13 protein-coding genes are annotated in these 15495 nt (G+C 73.8%); 6 read left to right on the forward strand and 7 right to left on the reverse strand.

All coding sequences use genetic code 11. The features are described 5' to 3' along the window. Positions 1-58: 58 nt before the first annotated feature. Positions 59-1138 carry a ferric reductase-like transmembrane domain-containing protein gene (locus ACFWRV_RS02535; protein WP_384327071.1) on the reverse strand — a complete coding sequence of 360 codons (1080 nt, stop codon included), beginning with the start codon at positions 1136-1138 and terminating at the stop codon, positions 59-61. A 244-nt stretch (positions 1139-1382) separates the two neighbouring features. Between ACFWRV_RS02535 and ACFWRV_RS02540 the strand changes: the two genes are divergently transcribed. Together ACFWRV_RS02540 and ACFWRV_RS02545 are read left to right on the forward strand one after the other, a co-directional pair. Then, positions 1383-2060, forward strand: coding sequence for a hypothetical protein (locus tag ACFWRV_RS02540; protein ID WP_384327073.1), 678 nt, complete (start codon positions 1383-1385; stop codon positions 2058-2060). Positions 2061-2470: 410 nt separating this feature from the next. Beyond that, on the forward strand, positions 2471-3088 hold the full coding sequence (locus tag ACFWRV_RS02545) for a sigma-70 family RNA polymerase sigma factor (RefSeq protein WP_384327267.1): 618 nt from the start codon (positions 2471-2473) through the stop codon (positions 3086-3088). Here ACFWRV_RS02545 and ACFWRV_RS02550 read toward each other — a convergent pair. The 4 genes from ACFWRV_RS02550 to ACFWRV_RS02565 are packed head-to-tail and all read right to left on the reverse strand — an operon-like array spanning position 3085 to position 7436. Then, positions 3085-4320, reverse strand: coding sequence for an MFS transporter (locus ACFWRV_RS02550; RefSeq protein ID WP_384327074.1), 1236 nt, complete (start codon positions 4318-4320; stop codon positions 3085-3087). The two genes, ACFWRV_RS02545 and ACFWRV_RS02550, sit on opposite strands and share 4 nt — an antisense overlap. Positions 4321-4330: 10 nt before the next feature. Beyond that, the gene (locus ACFWRV_RS02555) at positions 4331-5557 is read right to left on the reverse strand and encodes an ATP-grasp domain-containing protein (protein ID WP_384327076.1); all 1227 of its coding nucleotides are present in this window, start codon (positions 5555-5557) and stop codon (positions 4331-4333) included. Further along, positions 5554-6699, reverse strand: a complete 1146-nt coding sequence (locus tag ACFWRV_RS02560; RefSeq protein WP_384327078.1) for a pyridoxal-phosphate dependent enzyme — start codon at positions 6697-6699, stop codon at positions 5554-5556. The genes ACFWRV_RS02555 and ACFWRV_RS02560 overlap by 4 nt, the downstream gene beginning before the upstream one ends. After that, a complete protein-coding gene (locus ACFWRV_RS02565; RefSeq protein WP_384327079.1) occupies positions 6696-7436 on the reverse strand; it encodes a class I SAM-dependent methyltransferase in 741 nt (246 codons plus the stop codon). The genes ACFWRV_RS02560 and ACFWRV_RS02565 overlap by 4 nt, the downstream gene beginning before the upstream one ends. Before the next feature lie 388 nt (positions 7437-7824). Between ACFWRV_RS02565 and ACFWRV_RS02570 the strand changes: the two genes are divergently transcribed. Both ACFWRV_RS02570 and ACFWRV_RS02575 read left to right on the forward strand, forming a co-directional pair. Beyond that, on the forward strand, positions 7825-12015 hold the full coding sequence (locus tag ACFWRV_RS02570; protein WP_384327081.1) for a molybdopterin-dependent oxidoreductase: 4191 nt from the start codon (positions 7825-7827) through the stop codon (positions 12013-12015). A 20-nt stretch (positions 12016-12035) separates the two neighbouring features. Beyond that, entirely contained in the window at positions 12036-12596 is a 561-nt protein-coding gene (locus tag ACFWRV_RS02575; protein WP_384327083.1) for an AAA family ATPase, read from the forward strand. Between the two features lie 134 nt (positions 12597-12730). Here the strand turns inward: ACFWRV_RS02575 and ACFWRV_RS02580 are convergent, their stop codons facing one another. After that, positions 12731-13603 (reverse strand): undecaprenyl-diphosphate phosphatase, encoded by an 873-nt coding sequence (locus ACFWRV_RS02580; RefSeq protein WP_384327085.1) that lies wholly within the window; start codon positions 13601-13603, stop codon positions 12731-12733. A gap of 169 nt (positions 13604-13772) precedes the next feature. Next, complete coding sequence (locus tag ACFWRV_RS02585) at positions 13773-14495, reverse strand: TVP38/TMEM64 family protein (RefSeq protein ID WP_384327087.1); 723 nt, start codon at positions 14493-14495, stop codon at positions 13773-13775. 49 nt (positions 14496-14544) lie between these two features. Here ACFWRV_RS02585 and ACFWRV_RS02590 point away from each other — a divergent pair, with 49 nt between their 5' ends. Next, a complete protein-coding gene (locus ACFWRV_RS02590) occupies positions 14545-15258 on the forward strand; it encodes a DNA alkylation repair protein (protein WP_384327089.1) in 714 nt (237 codons plus the stop codon). Positions 15259-15325: 67 nt separating this feature from the next. Next, positions 15326-15493, forward strand: coding sequence for a hypothetical protein (locus tag ACFWRV_RS02595; protein WP_384327091.1), 168 nt, complete (start codon positions 15326-15328; stop codon positions 15491-15493). The last annotated feature ends 2 nt before the right edge of the window (positions 15494-15495 follow it).

Consider the following 15495-nt stretch of genomic DNA (forward strand, 5'->3'; position numbering starts at 1 on the left):
TCTCCCTCGGTGGTGGACGGCTCTCACCGGCGCCGGGAGCACGGCCCCCTCGGTCGTGTCAGTCGTGGTTGTGGGTGGAGGAGGTGTCCTCCGGGGGTTCGCTGCGGCCGCCGTCGCTGCCGCTGGCCACGACGGCGACCAGGGCCACCACGATCGCCGCCACCGCGAGCCGCCCGCCCAGCCGCAGTGCCCACCCCGTGCGGGCCCCGGCGGTCGCACCGGGCCTGCCGGGCAGCTTCTCGGAGCGGCGGGCGGGCCGCATCAGACGCAGGAGCAGCAGCGCGGCGATCGGGAGCTGGAGCAGCCAGACACTGGTGCGGAACCAGCCGTCGTACCAGACGTTGGTCCCGTACAGCAGGGTGTGCCAGACGCTCAGGACGTAGACGACGATCACGCAGCGGTGCAGGATCCGCCAGGTCTTGGGGCCGATGCGGTGGCGTACGTAGAAGAGCAGGCCCAGCGGGATCGCGAGGTACAGGGCCGCCTGGCCGATGGGCATGGCGATCTGCCCGGTCCCGGAGTCGTAGCCGCCGGGGACGAAAGCCTCCACGAAGGCGGTGGCGACCGCGGAGTTCCAGGCCGCCGTGTCGTGCCGGACCAACTCGGCCGCGAAGAGCAGGGCGTGGGCCGCGATCAGGGCGATGGTGTTGAGGCTCGTGGTGCGGTGCAGGCGTTCCAGCCGGGGGCCCGACAGGGGCAGGCGGCCCGGCCGCGGTCCGGACAGCATCAGCCCGAGGATGACGGTTCCCCAGGCCCACAGCAGGGCGGACCAGCCGAACGCCTGGCTGAGGAAGTACATCCAGAAGCCGCCCGCGTCCGCCATGAACGGCATCACGGTGACCGTGGAGGAGGTCTTGTTGCGGATGCGTATGTAGAGCAGGACGAAGATCGCCGCGGTGATGAGGAGCGCCACCAGGCCGTCGGGCCACGAGGCCCGCACGTCGGAGCGGAGCGTCGGGCGTCTCGGCTCTCCCGGCCCTCTGGGGCCGGGCACCGGACCGTTGTCGGGTACGGCGCCGCCTTCGGCCGTGGCCGTCGCCGTGACCGCGGCTTCGGATCCGGCGTCGGTGGCCGGTGCGGCGCTTCCGGGCGTCTCGGCGGCCGCTGCCGGTTCGGGGGCGGGGGGCAGATTCGTCATGCGGCCTCTTCGGGGCGGGGGAGCGGGTTGATCGCTGGCGGAGGCGGTTGCGGCGGCCTCGGGCCACGAGGCTTACGCAGACGCGTTGTTGGAGCAGTCGGACGAGGGAAGGGGAAAGTTCCCGACATGTCTCTGTGATGTGAATCACACTGTGGTGCCGGTGGGGCAAACGAGGTGAACTCCCGTTGTTTCGGCATCTGGTGCTCTTCTCTCCGGGGTGGGGGAGGCTGGCACGATGGCTGCCATGGGAGCCGGAACCGCACTCCGACTCGGGCGCACCGCACTGTTCGCGGTGGTCTGCGTCGCCGTGTCCGGACTCGGCCACGCGCTGATGTCCGGCGCGCCCCTGCCCCTGCTCGTCCAGGCCGCCGCGCTGGTGCCGGTGTGCGGGGCGGGGTGGTGGCTCGCCGCGCGGGAGCGGAGCGCTCCGGTGACCGTCGCCGCCCATGTCCTCGGCCAGTTGGGGCTCCATGCCTTCTTCGCCGGCGCCGGGTCCTGGCTGCCGTCCGGCTTCGGCGCGCACCACTCGGGCGGCGGGCACCGTGCGTCGTCGGGCGCGATGGAACACACCGCGCACGACGTCCCGCTCGGCGGCTCGTCGGACCTGATGGGACTTCTGGCCGCCTTCGACGGCACGGTGTTCACCCTCGGCATGGCCGCCGCCCACGCGCTGGCCGGACTTGTCTGCGGCTGGTGGCTGTGGCGCGGCGAGGTCGCTCTCGCCCGGCTGGGCCGCTCCCTGGTGCTGTTCGTCCGCGCCCCGCTGCGGACGGCCCGGCGCCTGTGGGCCGCGACGCCGGCCGCCCCTGCACCGTCCGCCCGGCGACGCACCCGCCGTCGGCCCGGGCGTCGCCCACAGGACCTGCTGGCCCGGCATGCCATCTCCCGGCGCGGGCCGCCGTTCTCCCTCCGCTTCCTCTGACCTCCATCCGCCCTCCCGGCCTCCGTGCGCCGGTGGCGGTACGGGTGTGCGCCCCGCGCACACCCGTGACAGGCATGCCGGCTCTCCGGGTCGCCCGCCATCGGCGGCGCCCGGGACCGGTGACCGGAGCCGGGCGACCGCTGCCCGGCTCCGCAAGGACGCGAAGGACTGCTGTGACACTTCCTGCTCCCGCACTACCGGCGACACCGCGACAGGCGACACCGCGGCCGGCGACACCGCGGCAGGCGGCCGGACCACTGGCGGCCGTGCTGCCGGTTGCGGCGCGACCGGCCTCCGCACGACCGGCCCCCGCACAACCAACTCCCGCACACCGCGCCGTCGCCGCGCCACCGACCGCCCCAGGCACCGCCGCCTCGTCCGTCCGGGCGCCCGCCTCCCGGCCGCCGGTCATCCGGGTCTCCGCCACCCGTCCGCCCCGCCCACGGGTCCCGGCCGCCCGGCAGAACGACGGGCAGATCACCGACTGGGCGCTGGCCGCGGGCGGCGGTGACCGGGAGGCCGCCGACCGCTTCGTGCGGGCCACCTACGAGGACGTCCGCCGCTTCGTCGCCTACCTCAGCTCCGACGCCCCGGGGGCCGACGACCTGGCCCAGGAGACCTATCTGCGGGCGATGAGCGGACTGGCCCGGTTCGCCGGGCGTTCCTGCGCCCGGACCTGGCTCATGTCGATCGCGCGGCGCGTCGTCATCGACCGGCACCGGGCCGCTGCCGTCCGCCCCCGGACCGCCGACACCGCGGACTGGCAGACCGCCGCGGAACGCGCCCAGCCCCGTCACCTGCCCGGATTCGAGGAGTCCGCCGCGGTGCTGGACGCCCTGCGCAGGCTGGACCCCGCTCGCCGCCAGGCCTTCGTCCTGACTCAACTGCTGGGCGCGTCCTACGAGGAGGCCGCGGCCGCCGCCGGCTGCCCGATCGGCACGGTCCGATCCCGCGTGGCACGCGCCCGCCGCGAACTCGCCGGGCAGTGGCGCGCGGAACCGGCCGAACCCGCACCCGACGCCGCCTAGTCGGCGTCCGCCCGGGATCCCTCGGGTTCCCGGGCGGTACGGCGGCGGAGCAGGAACACCGGCAGCAGCAGGCACTGGAGGCAGACCGCCGCCCAGAACGCCCGTGGAGAGCCCGCCGACTCCGCCGCCCCGTACAACTGCCCGCCCACCACACCGCTGGCGAAGGCGCCGATGCCCGCCGCCAGTCGTTGCCGCCCGAACACGCCCGCCGGGGCGGCCGACGAACGGGCCAGCGCCTCCAGGTCGTTCTTGAGGAAGAGCACGATCTCCCCGAGACACAGCAGCGCCCCGCCCACCGCGATCCCCGCGTACCCCCCGGCGCCGATCGCCGCCATGCCCGCCGCCATCGCACCGAAGCCCCACCGCAGCGCGGCCGGGTAGCTCAGTGCGGCGACCCGTTGTGCCAGCAACGGCTGGGCGACGACGAGGAGGGCCGCGTACCCCGTCAGGACGGCCCCGTAGAAGGCCGCCGACGTGCGGGGAACCGCGTACAGCGCCAGATAGTGCTGGAAGAACATGAACGCGTACACGCTGAGCACGGTCACCACGAACGGCGAGGGCCCCGGGCGCGGCGTGCCGGAATCCCGGACCGGGGCGGCGGGTGCGTCGTCGCCCCGGTCCGCAGCACCCGGCGGCAACAGCGCGTGCCCGGCCCCGACGAGCGCGAACAGCACGGTGACGCAGGAGAACAGCACCCCGGGCGAGCCCATGACGAGGGGCGCGGCGGCCGGAGGGCCCAGCGCCATCCCCGCGTTGAACGCCGAACCGCTCGCCGACAGCAGCCGGGGGCGGGCGGCCTCGGACACGCCGTCCACCAGGTACGCCTTGTTCGCCGGGAGGTACAGCGCCGCGCCCGCCGACACCAGCAGCAGCGCCCCGACCGCCAGGACCGGACTGTTCAGCCCGGGGACGAACGCGGCGAACCCCGCCGTGCGCAGCGCCAGCGCCAGCAGCATCGCGCGCCGCAGCCCGATCCGCCCGGTCACCGGCCCCGCGACCATGCCCCCGGCGAACTGGATCAGCGAGGCCACGGCCAGTACGAAGCCGACCGTGCCGAGTCCGAGGCCGAGCCGCTGGTGCAGCAGCACCGACATGTAGGGCAGCACGGCGAAGCTGCCCAGCGTGATCAGGAACGAGCCCGCCAGCAGGAACCGCTGGGGGCCGGTGAACGGCGGCCGGACCGCGCGCCCACGGTCCGCCTCCGGCGCCCCGCCCGGCCGCCGGTGGCTCATCTTCCCGGGCTCACGCCGTGCCGGCCGCGACGACCGGGCGGACCCGGACGGCCGCGCTCCACGCCCGGTGCTGGGCCAGCTCCGCCGTGTGCCCCTCGGCCAGCACCATGCCCGTGCAGCCCCGCTGGTCGCCGACGTGGACCACGCTCTCGCCGGGCTCGCGCACCGGGAACCACTCCACCGCCCCGGGAAACGCCACGAGTTCGTCGAGCCCGAGCCAGCCCTTCAGCGTCCCGGGCCGCTCCGCGTACACCAGCACGAAGCCGTAAGCGGGCCCTTCGCCATCGAGCGGGGCGTCCAGCAGCGCCGGGCGGCGGCCCAGCGCCTCGTCCGTCATCGCCGTGTAGACGTTGGTCCGCAGCGTGCGGCACAGCACCTCACCGACCAGTGCGCCGCCGATCCTCCGGTTGATCTCGACCAGCTCGGGCCCCTCGGCCGTCAGGATGAACTCCACGTGGGCGAAGCCCCGTTCGTGCCCGGCCGCCGCCAGGACCCGGCCCACCCACGCCTCGACCCCGGCCCGTTCGGCCTCCGGCAGCGCCACCGGGAACGCCGCCGCCTCCTCCCGTACCACCGCGGCCCGGGACGTCTGGCGGCTCAGCACCCCGAGCAGCCGGGTGGTCCCGTCCCAGCTGAGGGTCTCCGCGCTGTACAGCGGACCGGCGAGGAACGCCTCGGCGAACAGCCCGCCCATCAGGCGTTGTTCGCCCGCCTCGGCCAGCGCCCGGTGCAGGGCCTCCTCGTCGTGCGCGATCCACACGTGCCGCGAGGAGGTGCCCGCCGAGTCCTTCAGGACCGCGGGCAGCCCCACTGCCCGCAGCACCTCCCCGGCGCCTTCGGGACCCGGCGGGACGGCTACGGAAGTACTCCGGCTCAGCCCGTGCGCGTGGAGCGTCTCCCGGACCCGGCGCTTGTCCCGCAGCAGCGTTACGGCCTCCGGGTCAGGCCCCGGGAGGCCCCGTTCGCGGGCCAGTTCGGCGGCCGGCAGGCTCCAGGTGTCCGTCGTGTTGATCAGCCCGGCCAGGTCCGGCACGGCGTCCAGCGCCCGGCGGACGGCCTCCTGGTCCCAGGTGTCGACGTCCACGACGTCCAGCGCGTCCGGCGGCAGGACCGCCAGCTCGTGCCGGTAGACCGAACGGTCACCGGTCAGCAGGCACAGCCGGTGCCCCGCCTCCGCGGCGGCCCGGGCCATCCGCCCCAGGCCAAAGGACAGGGACTCCAGTGCGACGATCGTCATGGCAGCAGCTCCACGGTCGGTACGGGGGAGGGGACATCGCCCTCGACGGCTCCGGCCCCCGCGGTCCGGTCGCCCTCGGTGGTCCTGGCGGCCTGTGGAGCGCCGCGCCCGGCCCACTCCATCACCGACCACGGCGGCCGCAGATCGTCCGGCGACGTGATGGTCCGGGGCCGCAGCCCGGCCGGGTCCAGGGCCTCGGCATGCCGGGCGAACACCCGCTCCGCGTACCGGTGTCCGGTGTCGGCGCCCAGCACCAGGTGCAGCCGCCCGGGGTCACGGGCCGCCTCCCAGGACGCGGTCAGATGGGCCGCCCCGGTGGACAGGCCCGCGAACACCGCGTGCTCCCGCAGCAGTCCGACCGCCCCGGCCATCGCATGGCGGAAGTCCAGCCAGTGAACGGTGTCGTACAGCTCGTGGCGGACGTTCCCGAACGGGATCGAGCTGCCGATGCCCGCGATGATCGCCTCCGGGTCCTCGAACCGCTCGCTCCCGAAGGTCACACTGCCGAACGGCTGGATGCCCACCAGCCGTACCGAGCGCCCCGACTCCCGCAGCGCACGCGCCAGTCCACCGGTCGACGCCCCCGTGCCGACCGCGCCGACCACGGTCAGCGGCCCTTCCGGCAGCGCCTCGGTCAGCAGCTCCGCGAACTCCCGGTAGCCCTCGTGGTGGACCCCGTCGTGGTACTGCCGCATCCAGTGGAAGTCGGGCCGCTCGGCCAGCAGCCGGCGCACACGGCGCACCCGCAGCTCCTGGTCCAGGCGCAGGCTCTGCGAGGGCGGCATCGCGTCGACCGTCGCGCCGAGGATCTCCAACTGCGCCCGCATCGTGGCGTCCACGGTGGTGGAGGCGACGATGTGGCAGCGCAGCCCGTAGCGGTGGCAGGCCATGGCGAGGGCCAGCGCGTAGATCCCGCTGGAGCTGTCGACCAGGGTCTGCCCGGGGACCACCCGGCCCCGGCGCAGCAGCGAGCGGACCGCGCCGAGCGCCGCGTACACCTTCATCGTCTCGAAGCGGGCGAGGACGACGTCGCCGGTCAGCCGGATCAGGTCCGGGCTCTTCACCGCGTCGGTGATGTGCTCGTGCACGGTGGCGACAGGCGTGGCGGCGGCGCGCGGACGGGCGTCCGCACTCGCCCTCACGCGCGCCGCCCGCGCACGATGAGCCGGTCCGAGCGCTGGTCGTAGCCGGACGCGTCGAACCCGCCGAAGCACTCCACCTTGCTGAAGCCGGCGCTCTCGAAGAGCGCGTGCAGCTCGGCCGCGGAGTAGAGCCAGGAGGTGATGGAGGCGGTGCGCGCCGTCTCGCCGCGCACCAGTGTCCAGTCCGTGCGCAGCCGCCGCCAGCTGTCGAGGACGGTGTCGCGCTGGACGACGTAGGAGCCGTCCGGCAGGTCGACCGCCTTGGGCCGCCCGATCCAGCCCGCCAGCACCTCCTTGCCCATCACGTCCACCAGGAGCTGCCCGCCCGGCGCGAGGCTCTCGTACGCGTTGCGCAGCACCTGGAGGTTGTCCTCGGCCTCCTCGAAGTAGCCGAACGACGTGAAGACGTTCAGGACCACGTCGAAGGCGCCCGGGTCCCGGTACGTGAGCATGTCGGCGCGCTCCAGCCGGACCTTCGCGCCCGCCGCGTCGCAGACGGCACGCGCGCTCTCCAGCATCGTGGGGGACAGGTCGACGCCCGTCACCTCGTACCCGCGGCCCGCCAGCGGCACCACGAAGAGCCCCGGCCCGCAGCACAGGTCCAGGACTCTCGCGCCCGGTGGGAAGTCCAGCAGCGGTGAGGACGCGACCAGGGCGGCGGCGGACTCGGCCCGTGCCGGCGGGAACATCGTCGGGGCGAAATCGGACCAGAGCGCCTCGTCCTCGTACCAGTGCATGCCTCGCGGTCTCCTCCCGGGCCCGGGGGCCCCGTGGGTGTGCTGCGGCCGTCACCCCGGCGGCCGTCCCGTCTCACCGGCCGCCGCTCGCGTCACCGGGAGGGCCATCCGCACCCGGCGTCTCTCCAGTAGTCGGCCGCCCCGGCCGGGAAGTTCCCGCGCGATCACCGGCCGATGTGCTGTCCGGGAGTTCCCGGTGGTCACCGGCCGACGTCCGGGGCCCGCCGCCGGGAAGCCTCACCGGCGGTTCCCGGCCGGTGTGCAGGCGACGTAACCGGCGTTGTTCGCCCGGTGTCATCCCCGGGTAACGGGCGCTTCCTAGATTTCGGGGTGACCGCCGCCCGCCCCGCGTCCCTCCGGGAACGCCCGCCCCAGAAGGGCCCCGCACATGACCGTGCCGACCCCGCCGCCGGACGCTTCCGCCACCGACCGGGTGCGGACGGTCTGCTCGTACTGCGGTGTCGGCTGCGGGATCGTCCTCGACATCGCCGCCGGCCCCGACGGCCGCCGCACCGTCGTGAAGGCCTCGGGGGACAAGGAGCACCCGTCGAACGCCGGCCGGCTCTGCACCAAGGGCGCGACCGGCGCGGACCTGCTCGCCGCCCCCGGACGGCTGACCACCGCCCTGGCCCGCGCCGACCGCAGCGAGCAGCCCGCCCCGCTCGGCCGGGACGCCGCCATCGCACAGACGGCGCGCCGGCTGCGGTCCGTGCTGGACACCCACGGCCCGGACGCGGTGGCCCTCTACGTCTCCGGCCAGATGACGCTGGAGGCGCAGTACCTCGCCAACAAGCTGGCCAAAGGCTTCATGCGGACCAACACCATCGAGTCCAACTCCCGGCTCTGCATGGCGAGCGCGGGCAGCGGCTACAAGCTGTCCCTCGGCGCGGACGGGCCGCCCGGCTCCTACGAGGACTTCGCCCACGCCGACGTCTTCCTCGTCACCGGCGCCAACATGGCCGACTGCCACCCCATCCTCTTCCTGCGGATGATGGAGCGCGTCAAGGCGGGCGCGAAGCTGATCGTCGTCGACCCCCGGCGCAACGCCACCGCCGCCAAGGCCGACCTCTACCTCCGGATCCGGCCCGGCACCGACCTGGCCCTCCTCAACGGACTGCTGCACCTCCTCGTCGAGAACGGGCACACCGACCCCGATTTCATCGCCGAGCACACCGAGGGCTGGGAGCGGATGCCCGCCTTCCTCCGCGACTACCCGCCCGCAGCGGTCGCGGAGATCACCGGCATCCCGGAGGACGACATCCGGCAGGCGGCCCGCTGGATCGGCGAGGCCGGCGAGTGGATGAGCTGCTGGACGATGGGGCTCAACCAGTCCACCCACGGCACCTGGAACACCAACGCGCTGATCAACCTGCACCTGGCGACCGGCGCGATCTGCCGCCCCGGCAGCGGCCCGTTCTCGCTCACCGGCCAGCCCAACGCCATGGGCGGCCGCGAGATGGGCTACCTGGGCCCCGGCCTGCCCGGCCAGCGATCGGTCCTGTCCGACGAGGACCGCGCCTTCACCGAGGAGCTGTGGGGCATCGAGCCCGGCGCCCTGCGCGCGGACGGCTCGGGCAGCGGCACCGTCGACATGTTCCGGCGCATGGCCGAGGGGGAGATCAAGGCCTGCTGGATCATCTGCACCAACCCGGTCGCCTCGGTCGCCAACCGCCGGACCGTCATCGAGGGGCTGGAGGCCGCCGAATTCGTCGTCACCCAGGACGTGTTCGCCGACACCGAGACCAACGCGTACGCCGATATCGTCCTGCCCGCCGCCCTCTGGGCCGAGTCCGAGGGCGTGATGATCAACTCGGAGCGCACCCTCACCCTCTCCCGCCGCGCCACCGACCCGCCCGGGGAGGCCTGGCCGGACTGGCGGATCATCGCGGAGGTCGCCCGCGCCATGGGGTACGAGGACGCCTTCGGCTACACGAGCGCCGAGGAGATCTTCGCCGAGATCACCCGGGCAGGGAACCCGCGCACCGGCTACGACCTGCGCGGGGTCACGTACGAGCGGCTGCGCGAGACGCCCGTGCAGTGGCCGAGCGCCGACATCGGGGGACCCGCCCGCAACCCCGTGCGCTACCTCAACGACGGCGTCAGCCAGGAGCTGACCGTACGTCCCGACGGAAGCGTGCCGAGGCTCGCCTTCCCGCTGCCCGGCGGCCGGGCCGTCTTCCACGCCCGCCCGCACCTGCCGGCGGCCGAGATGCCCGACGAGGACTTCCCCCATCTCCTCAACACCGGGCGGCTCCAGCACCAGTGGCACACCCTCACCAAGACGGCGAAGATCCCCAAACTCAACCGGCTGGACCCCGCACCCTTCGTGGAGATCCACCCCGACGACGCGGCGGCCCTGGGCCTCGCCGAGGGCGACGGCGTCGAGGTCGCCTCGCGGCGCGGCCGCGCGGTGCTCCCGGCCCGGATCACCGACCGGGTCCGGGCAGGGGAGTGCTTCGCCCCGTTCCACTGGAACGACCTGTTCGGCGAGTACCTCGGCGTGAACGCCGTGACCAACGACGCGGTCGACCCGATCTCGTTCCAGCCGGAGCTCAAGGTGTGCGCGGTCCGGCTGGCCAAGGTCGCGGCCCCGGCCGGGGGCAGGGCCGAACCGGCGCACGGCTCGCCCGACGAACAGCCCGCGCTCGCGGCCGTCCTCGGCCTCCCGGACACCGCCACCGCCCCGCCCGAACTCACCGCCCCGGAACGCCGCTACCTCGCGGGATTCCTGGCGGGCCTGGGAGAGCGCCCCACGGGCACCCCGGTGCTTCCCGCGCACGCGCCCTTCGACCCGGACCATGCCCTGTGGGTCAACGGGGTGCTGGCAGGCGCCCACTCCCGGCTCGCCGAACCCGGACCCGCCCCCACCGCGCCCACCGGGTCCCCGGGCCCCGTCCCGGACGAGGACCGGGGCCGCCCGGTCGTCGTGCTCTGGGCCTCGCAGACCGGCAACGCCGAGGAGGCCGCCGCCTCGGCCGCGCGCACCCTGGCCGCCGAGGGGCACCGCACCACGCTCCTGGGCATGGACGAGGGGACCCCCGACGCCCTGCCCCGCCCGGCCGACCTGCTAATCGTCACCAGCACGTTCGGCGACGGCGACGCCCCCGACAACGGCTCCGGCTTCTGGGAGTCGCTGAACGCCCCCGGGACCCCGCGCCTGGAGGGCGTCCGCTACGCGGTCCTCGCCCTCGGCGACTCCACGTACGACGACTTCTGCGGCCACGGCCGCCGCCTGGACGAACGCCTCGGCGAACTCGGCGCGGAGCGGCTGGTCCCGCGCACCGACTGCGAACCGGAGTACGAACAGCCCTTCGGCCAGTGGCTCAAGGAGGTGCGGGCGGCACTGGAGGCGACGACACCGGAAGGAGGCACGGGGACGGAGGCCACGCCGACAGCACCGGCGACAGCGGGGCCGGCAACGGCCACGACACCGGGCGGGAAGCCGCCCGCCACCCCCTCCCGGACCGCCCCCGTCACCGCGCGCCTCACCGGCAACCGCCTCCTGAGCCTGCCCGGCGCGACGAAGGAGGTCCGCGCCTTCACGCTCGACACGCGGCACGCCGACACCCCTCTGACGTACCGGACCGGGGACGCTCTCGGCGTGCAGCCGCTCAACTGCCCGGGATTGGTGGCCGAATGGCTGGCCGTCACCGGACTGGACCCCGCCGGGACGATCGACGTACCCGGCCACGGAGCGGTCCCCCTCGGCGACGCGCTCCACCGCCGCCTCGACATCACCCGCATCACCCCGGACCTGCTGCGCCTGGTCGCCGACCACACGGGGGACCGGTCCCTGAAGAAGCTGCTGCGCCCCGACAACAAGGGCGAGCGGGACCGGTGGACGTGGGGGCGGCAGGCCGTCGACGTGCTCGCCGAACATCCGGTACGCGCCACGGCCGCGGAATGGGCCGACGTGCTGGGGCCGCTCCGACCCCGGCTGTACTCCATCGCCTCCAGCCCGCTCGCGGACCCGCACCGGATGCGGCTGACCGTGTCCGTGATCCGTTACGAGGGCCACCGCGGGCGGATACGCAAGGGCATCGCCTCCACCTTCCTCGCCGACGCCGAACCCGACAGCCCCGTCCCGGTGTTCGTCCAGCGCAACGACCGCTTCCGCCCGCCCGCCGACCCGGCCACCCCGATGATCATGGTCGGGCCCGGTACCGGAGTCGCCCCGTTCCTGGGCTTCCTGGAGGAGCGGCGGGCGCTCGGCCACTCCGGCGCCAACTGGCTGTTCTTCGGCGAGCAGCACCGCGCCACGGACTTCTACTACCGCGACGAACTCGACGCGCTGAGCCGCGCGGGCACCCTCACCCGGCTGGACACCGCCTTCTCCCGCGACCAGCGCGCCAAGGTCTACGTACAGGACCGGATGCGCGAGCACGGAGCCCAGCTCTGGTCCTGGCTCCGCGACGGCGCCCACCTCTATGTCTGCGGCGACGCCTCCCGCATGGCCAAGGACGTCGACCGCGCCCTGCGCGACATCGCCGTCGCCCACGGCGGCCTCGAACCCGACGCCGCGACCGCTCAGGTCAAACAGCTAGCCTCGGACCGCAGATACGTACGGGACGTGTACTGAACCGACCGAGGGAGTACGACATGGCGTGGGCGGAAGTACCGGTGGACACCGGACCGCCGGCGGCGGGCGCGGTCCTCCTGATCGGCATCCCGGGCAGCGGCAAGAGCACGGTGGCCGCCGCGCTCGCCGCCCGGTTCGCCGCCGCCGCCCACATCGAGGTGGACGCCCTCCAGGAACTCATCGTCTCCGGCGGCCGGTGGCCCTCGCCCGAACGGGACGAGGAGGCCGACCGGCAGATCTTCCTCCGGGCCCGCAACGCCTGCCTGCTGGCGGACAGTTTCCTCGCCGCGGGCTTCCTCCCGGTCATCGACGACGTCGTCGTACGCCGCGCCCACCTCGACTTCTACCGCGCCACGTTCACCGGAGGACCGCTGCACCCCGTGATCCTGGCCCCGGGCGCGGCGAAGGCCCTGGAGCGCAACCTCGCCCGGGACAAGACCCTCACCACGAACTGGTCGTTCCTGGAGACGGCGATGCGCGACGAACTGGCCGGCGAGAGGATCTGGATCGACAGCGCGGAGCTGACGGTGGAGGAGACGGTGGACGCGGTCCTGGCGGCGACGGGGCTCCACGCCCCCTGAGCCCTCCGGCCCGTCGACGCGGCCGCGCTGTCAGACCCCCGCCGTACGGTGGGGACATCTATCCGCGCTGCTGGCTGCTGCGCTGCTGGGTCGCCCCGCCCGGCTGCTCCCGGGCGGGGCGCACACCCGTCGGGTCAGCCCGCCGACTCACCCGCGTGCGGGCTCAGCGCGCCGGACCAGACCAGCGCGAAGATGACGATGCCGAGCAGGATGCGGTAGATGACGAAGGGCATGAAGCTCTTGGTGGTGATGAACTTCATGAACCACGCGATGACGGCGTACCCGACGAAGAAGGCCACCACGGTCGCGAAGATCGTCGGACCCCAGGAGACGTGCCCCTCGCCCACGTCCTTGAGCTCGTACCCGCCCGAGGCGAGCACCGCGGGGATGGCCAGGAGGAACGAGTAGCGGGCGGCGGACTCGCGGGTGTAGCCCATCAGGAGACCACCGCTGATGGTCGCGCCCGAACGGGAGACCCCCGGGATCAGCGCCATCGCCTGGCAGAACCCGTAGATCAGGCCGTCCCTGACCCCCAGGTCCTTGAGCGTCTTGCGCTCCTTCACCACCCGGTGCCTGCCGCCCGTTTCGTCGCGCGCGGCCAGCCGGTCGGCGATGCCCAGCACGATGCCCATGACGATCAGCGTCGTCGCGATCAGCCGCAGATCGCGGAACGGGCCCTCGATGTGGTCCTTGAGCGTGAGGCCCAGCACCCCGATGGGGATCGAGCCGACGATGACCAGCCAGCCCATCTGGGCGTCGTGGTCACTGCGCATCGAACGGTCCGTCAGCGAGCGGAACCAGGCCGACACGATCCGCGCGATGTCCTGACGGAAGTAGATGAGCACCGCCGCCTCCGTGCCGATCTGGGTGATCGCCGTGAAGGCCGCCCCCGGGTCGTGCCAGCCGGCGAACGCGGCTGTCAGCCGCAGATGGGCGCTGGAGGAGATCGGCAGGAACTCGGTCAGTCCCTGAACAAGTCCCAGGACGAATGATTCGAACCAGCTCATGGGGCTTAGGCCATCCCGGAGGTGATCGTGCATCGGCCACGGACGACTGGGCCCGTCGGCTGCGTGCAAAGTGCGGAGTGCGGTCAAGGACATCGATGTCGCGGGCAGCGTATCGCCTGGAAGTGAACGTCAGGCCGACTGCACCGGTCATCCACGTGCCGCCGTACGCTCAGTCGTTCGGCGTTTCCCGGCCCAGCCGGTGGCGCTTGCGCCAGGCCACCAGCGCCCCGCCGAGTGCGGACAGCACGATGAAGCCCATGGCGGCCAGGAACACGGGCGAGGTCGGCGAGGCGGCCTCGCTGCCGGCTATCACGTACGCCGCCGTGTTGGGGATCGACCCGAGCCCGGTGGCCAGGAGGAACGGCGGAGCGCCCATCCGGGAGGTCGCCGCGCAGTAGTTGGCGGCGGCGAACGGGACCCCGGGGAAGAGCCGCAGCGCCAGGACCGACCGGAAGCCGTGCCGGCTGAGCACCCCGTCCGCGGCGGTGAGCAGCTTTCCGCGCAGCAGGGTCCGCAAGGCGTCCTGCCCCAGCACCCGGCCCAGCATGAACGACACGCCCGCACCCAGCACCGTGCCCGCCAGCGCCGCCGCCAGGCCGGCCTGCGCGCCGAACAACGCGCCCGCGGCGATGTTGAGCAGCGGACGCGGCACGAACGCCACCGTCAGCGCCCCGTACGCGAGACCGAAGAGCATCGCGGCCGTGCCCCCGGTCAGCTGGGCCGGCCAGCCCGACTCCAGCAGCCGCTGTGGTTCGAACAGCAGCATCGTCGACGCGGCCGCCAGCAGGACGACCACGAGCAGCGAGAGCCGGGACCACGGCGACAACAGTGCCCGCGAGAGGCGCAGGGCCGGACCCGAGGAAGGCCGGGCGGTGGGGACGGGGTCGAACATTCGGGGAGAGTAACCGAAAAGGCTGTGTGATCGCCGTAATGTGCGTCGCGTGAACCCCGCCGCCGACGCCCCCGTCCCGCCGGACAGCACCCTCGCCGACACCGTCCTGGAGCGCCTCGTCGCCGCCTACGCCCCGGCCGCCGACCCCGTAAGGGCGGAGGCGGCCGCCGCGTACATGAAGCACGTCGCGCCCTTCCTCGGGATCCCCACCCCCGGGCGCCGGGCCCTGTCACGGACCGTGCTGGCGGGCGCCGGGCGGCCGGACGAGCGGGACTGCACGGCGATCGCGCTGCGCTGCTGGCGGCTGCCCGAGCGCGAGTACCACTACTTCGCCGTCGACTACCTGCGCCGCCACGCGGGCCGCTGCACCTCCGGCTTCCTGCCCGTCCTGCACCATCTCGTCACCACGGTCCCCTGGTGGGACACGGTCGACCTGCTCGCCGCGCATGTCGCGGGCCCGCTGGTCGCCGCCGACCCTAGGCTCGCCCGCGAGATGGACCGGTGGATCGACGACCCCAGCCTCTGGGCGGCCAGGACCGCTCTGCTGCACCAACTGCGCTACAAGGAAGCCACCGACGCCGACCGGCTGTTCGGCTACTGCCTGCGCCGCGCGGACCACCCCGACTTCTTCATCCGCAAGGCGATCGGCTGGGCCCTGCGCGAGTACGCCAAGACCGACCCCGCCGCCGTACGCGACTTCGTCGAGGGAGCCAGGACCCGGCTCTCCCCGCTCTCCGTACGCGAGGCCCTCAAGAACCTCTGAGCGGCGGGCGGGACCGGGCGGAGAAAACCATTCGACGCGACCGCCGCGCCCGGCCATCATCAGGGGCATGTTCCGGTACGCCTTCCTCGCAGCGCGGTCCGCAGTCGCGGTCGCGCCGAAGGCTGCCCCGAACGACGCGGTCGCCGAGGCACTCGCCCCGGCCGCAGCAGAAGCAGCAGTCGTCGCAGCGGCGTTCGCCGTTGCCGCAGCGCCCGTCGACGGCGCCCGAAGCTGACC

The organism is Streptomyces sp. NPDC058576 (genome assembly GCF_042718715.1).
In the GTDB taxonomy this organism is placed as follows: domain Bacteria; phylum Actinomycetota; class Actinomycetes; order Streptomycetales; family Streptomycetaceae; genus Streptomyces.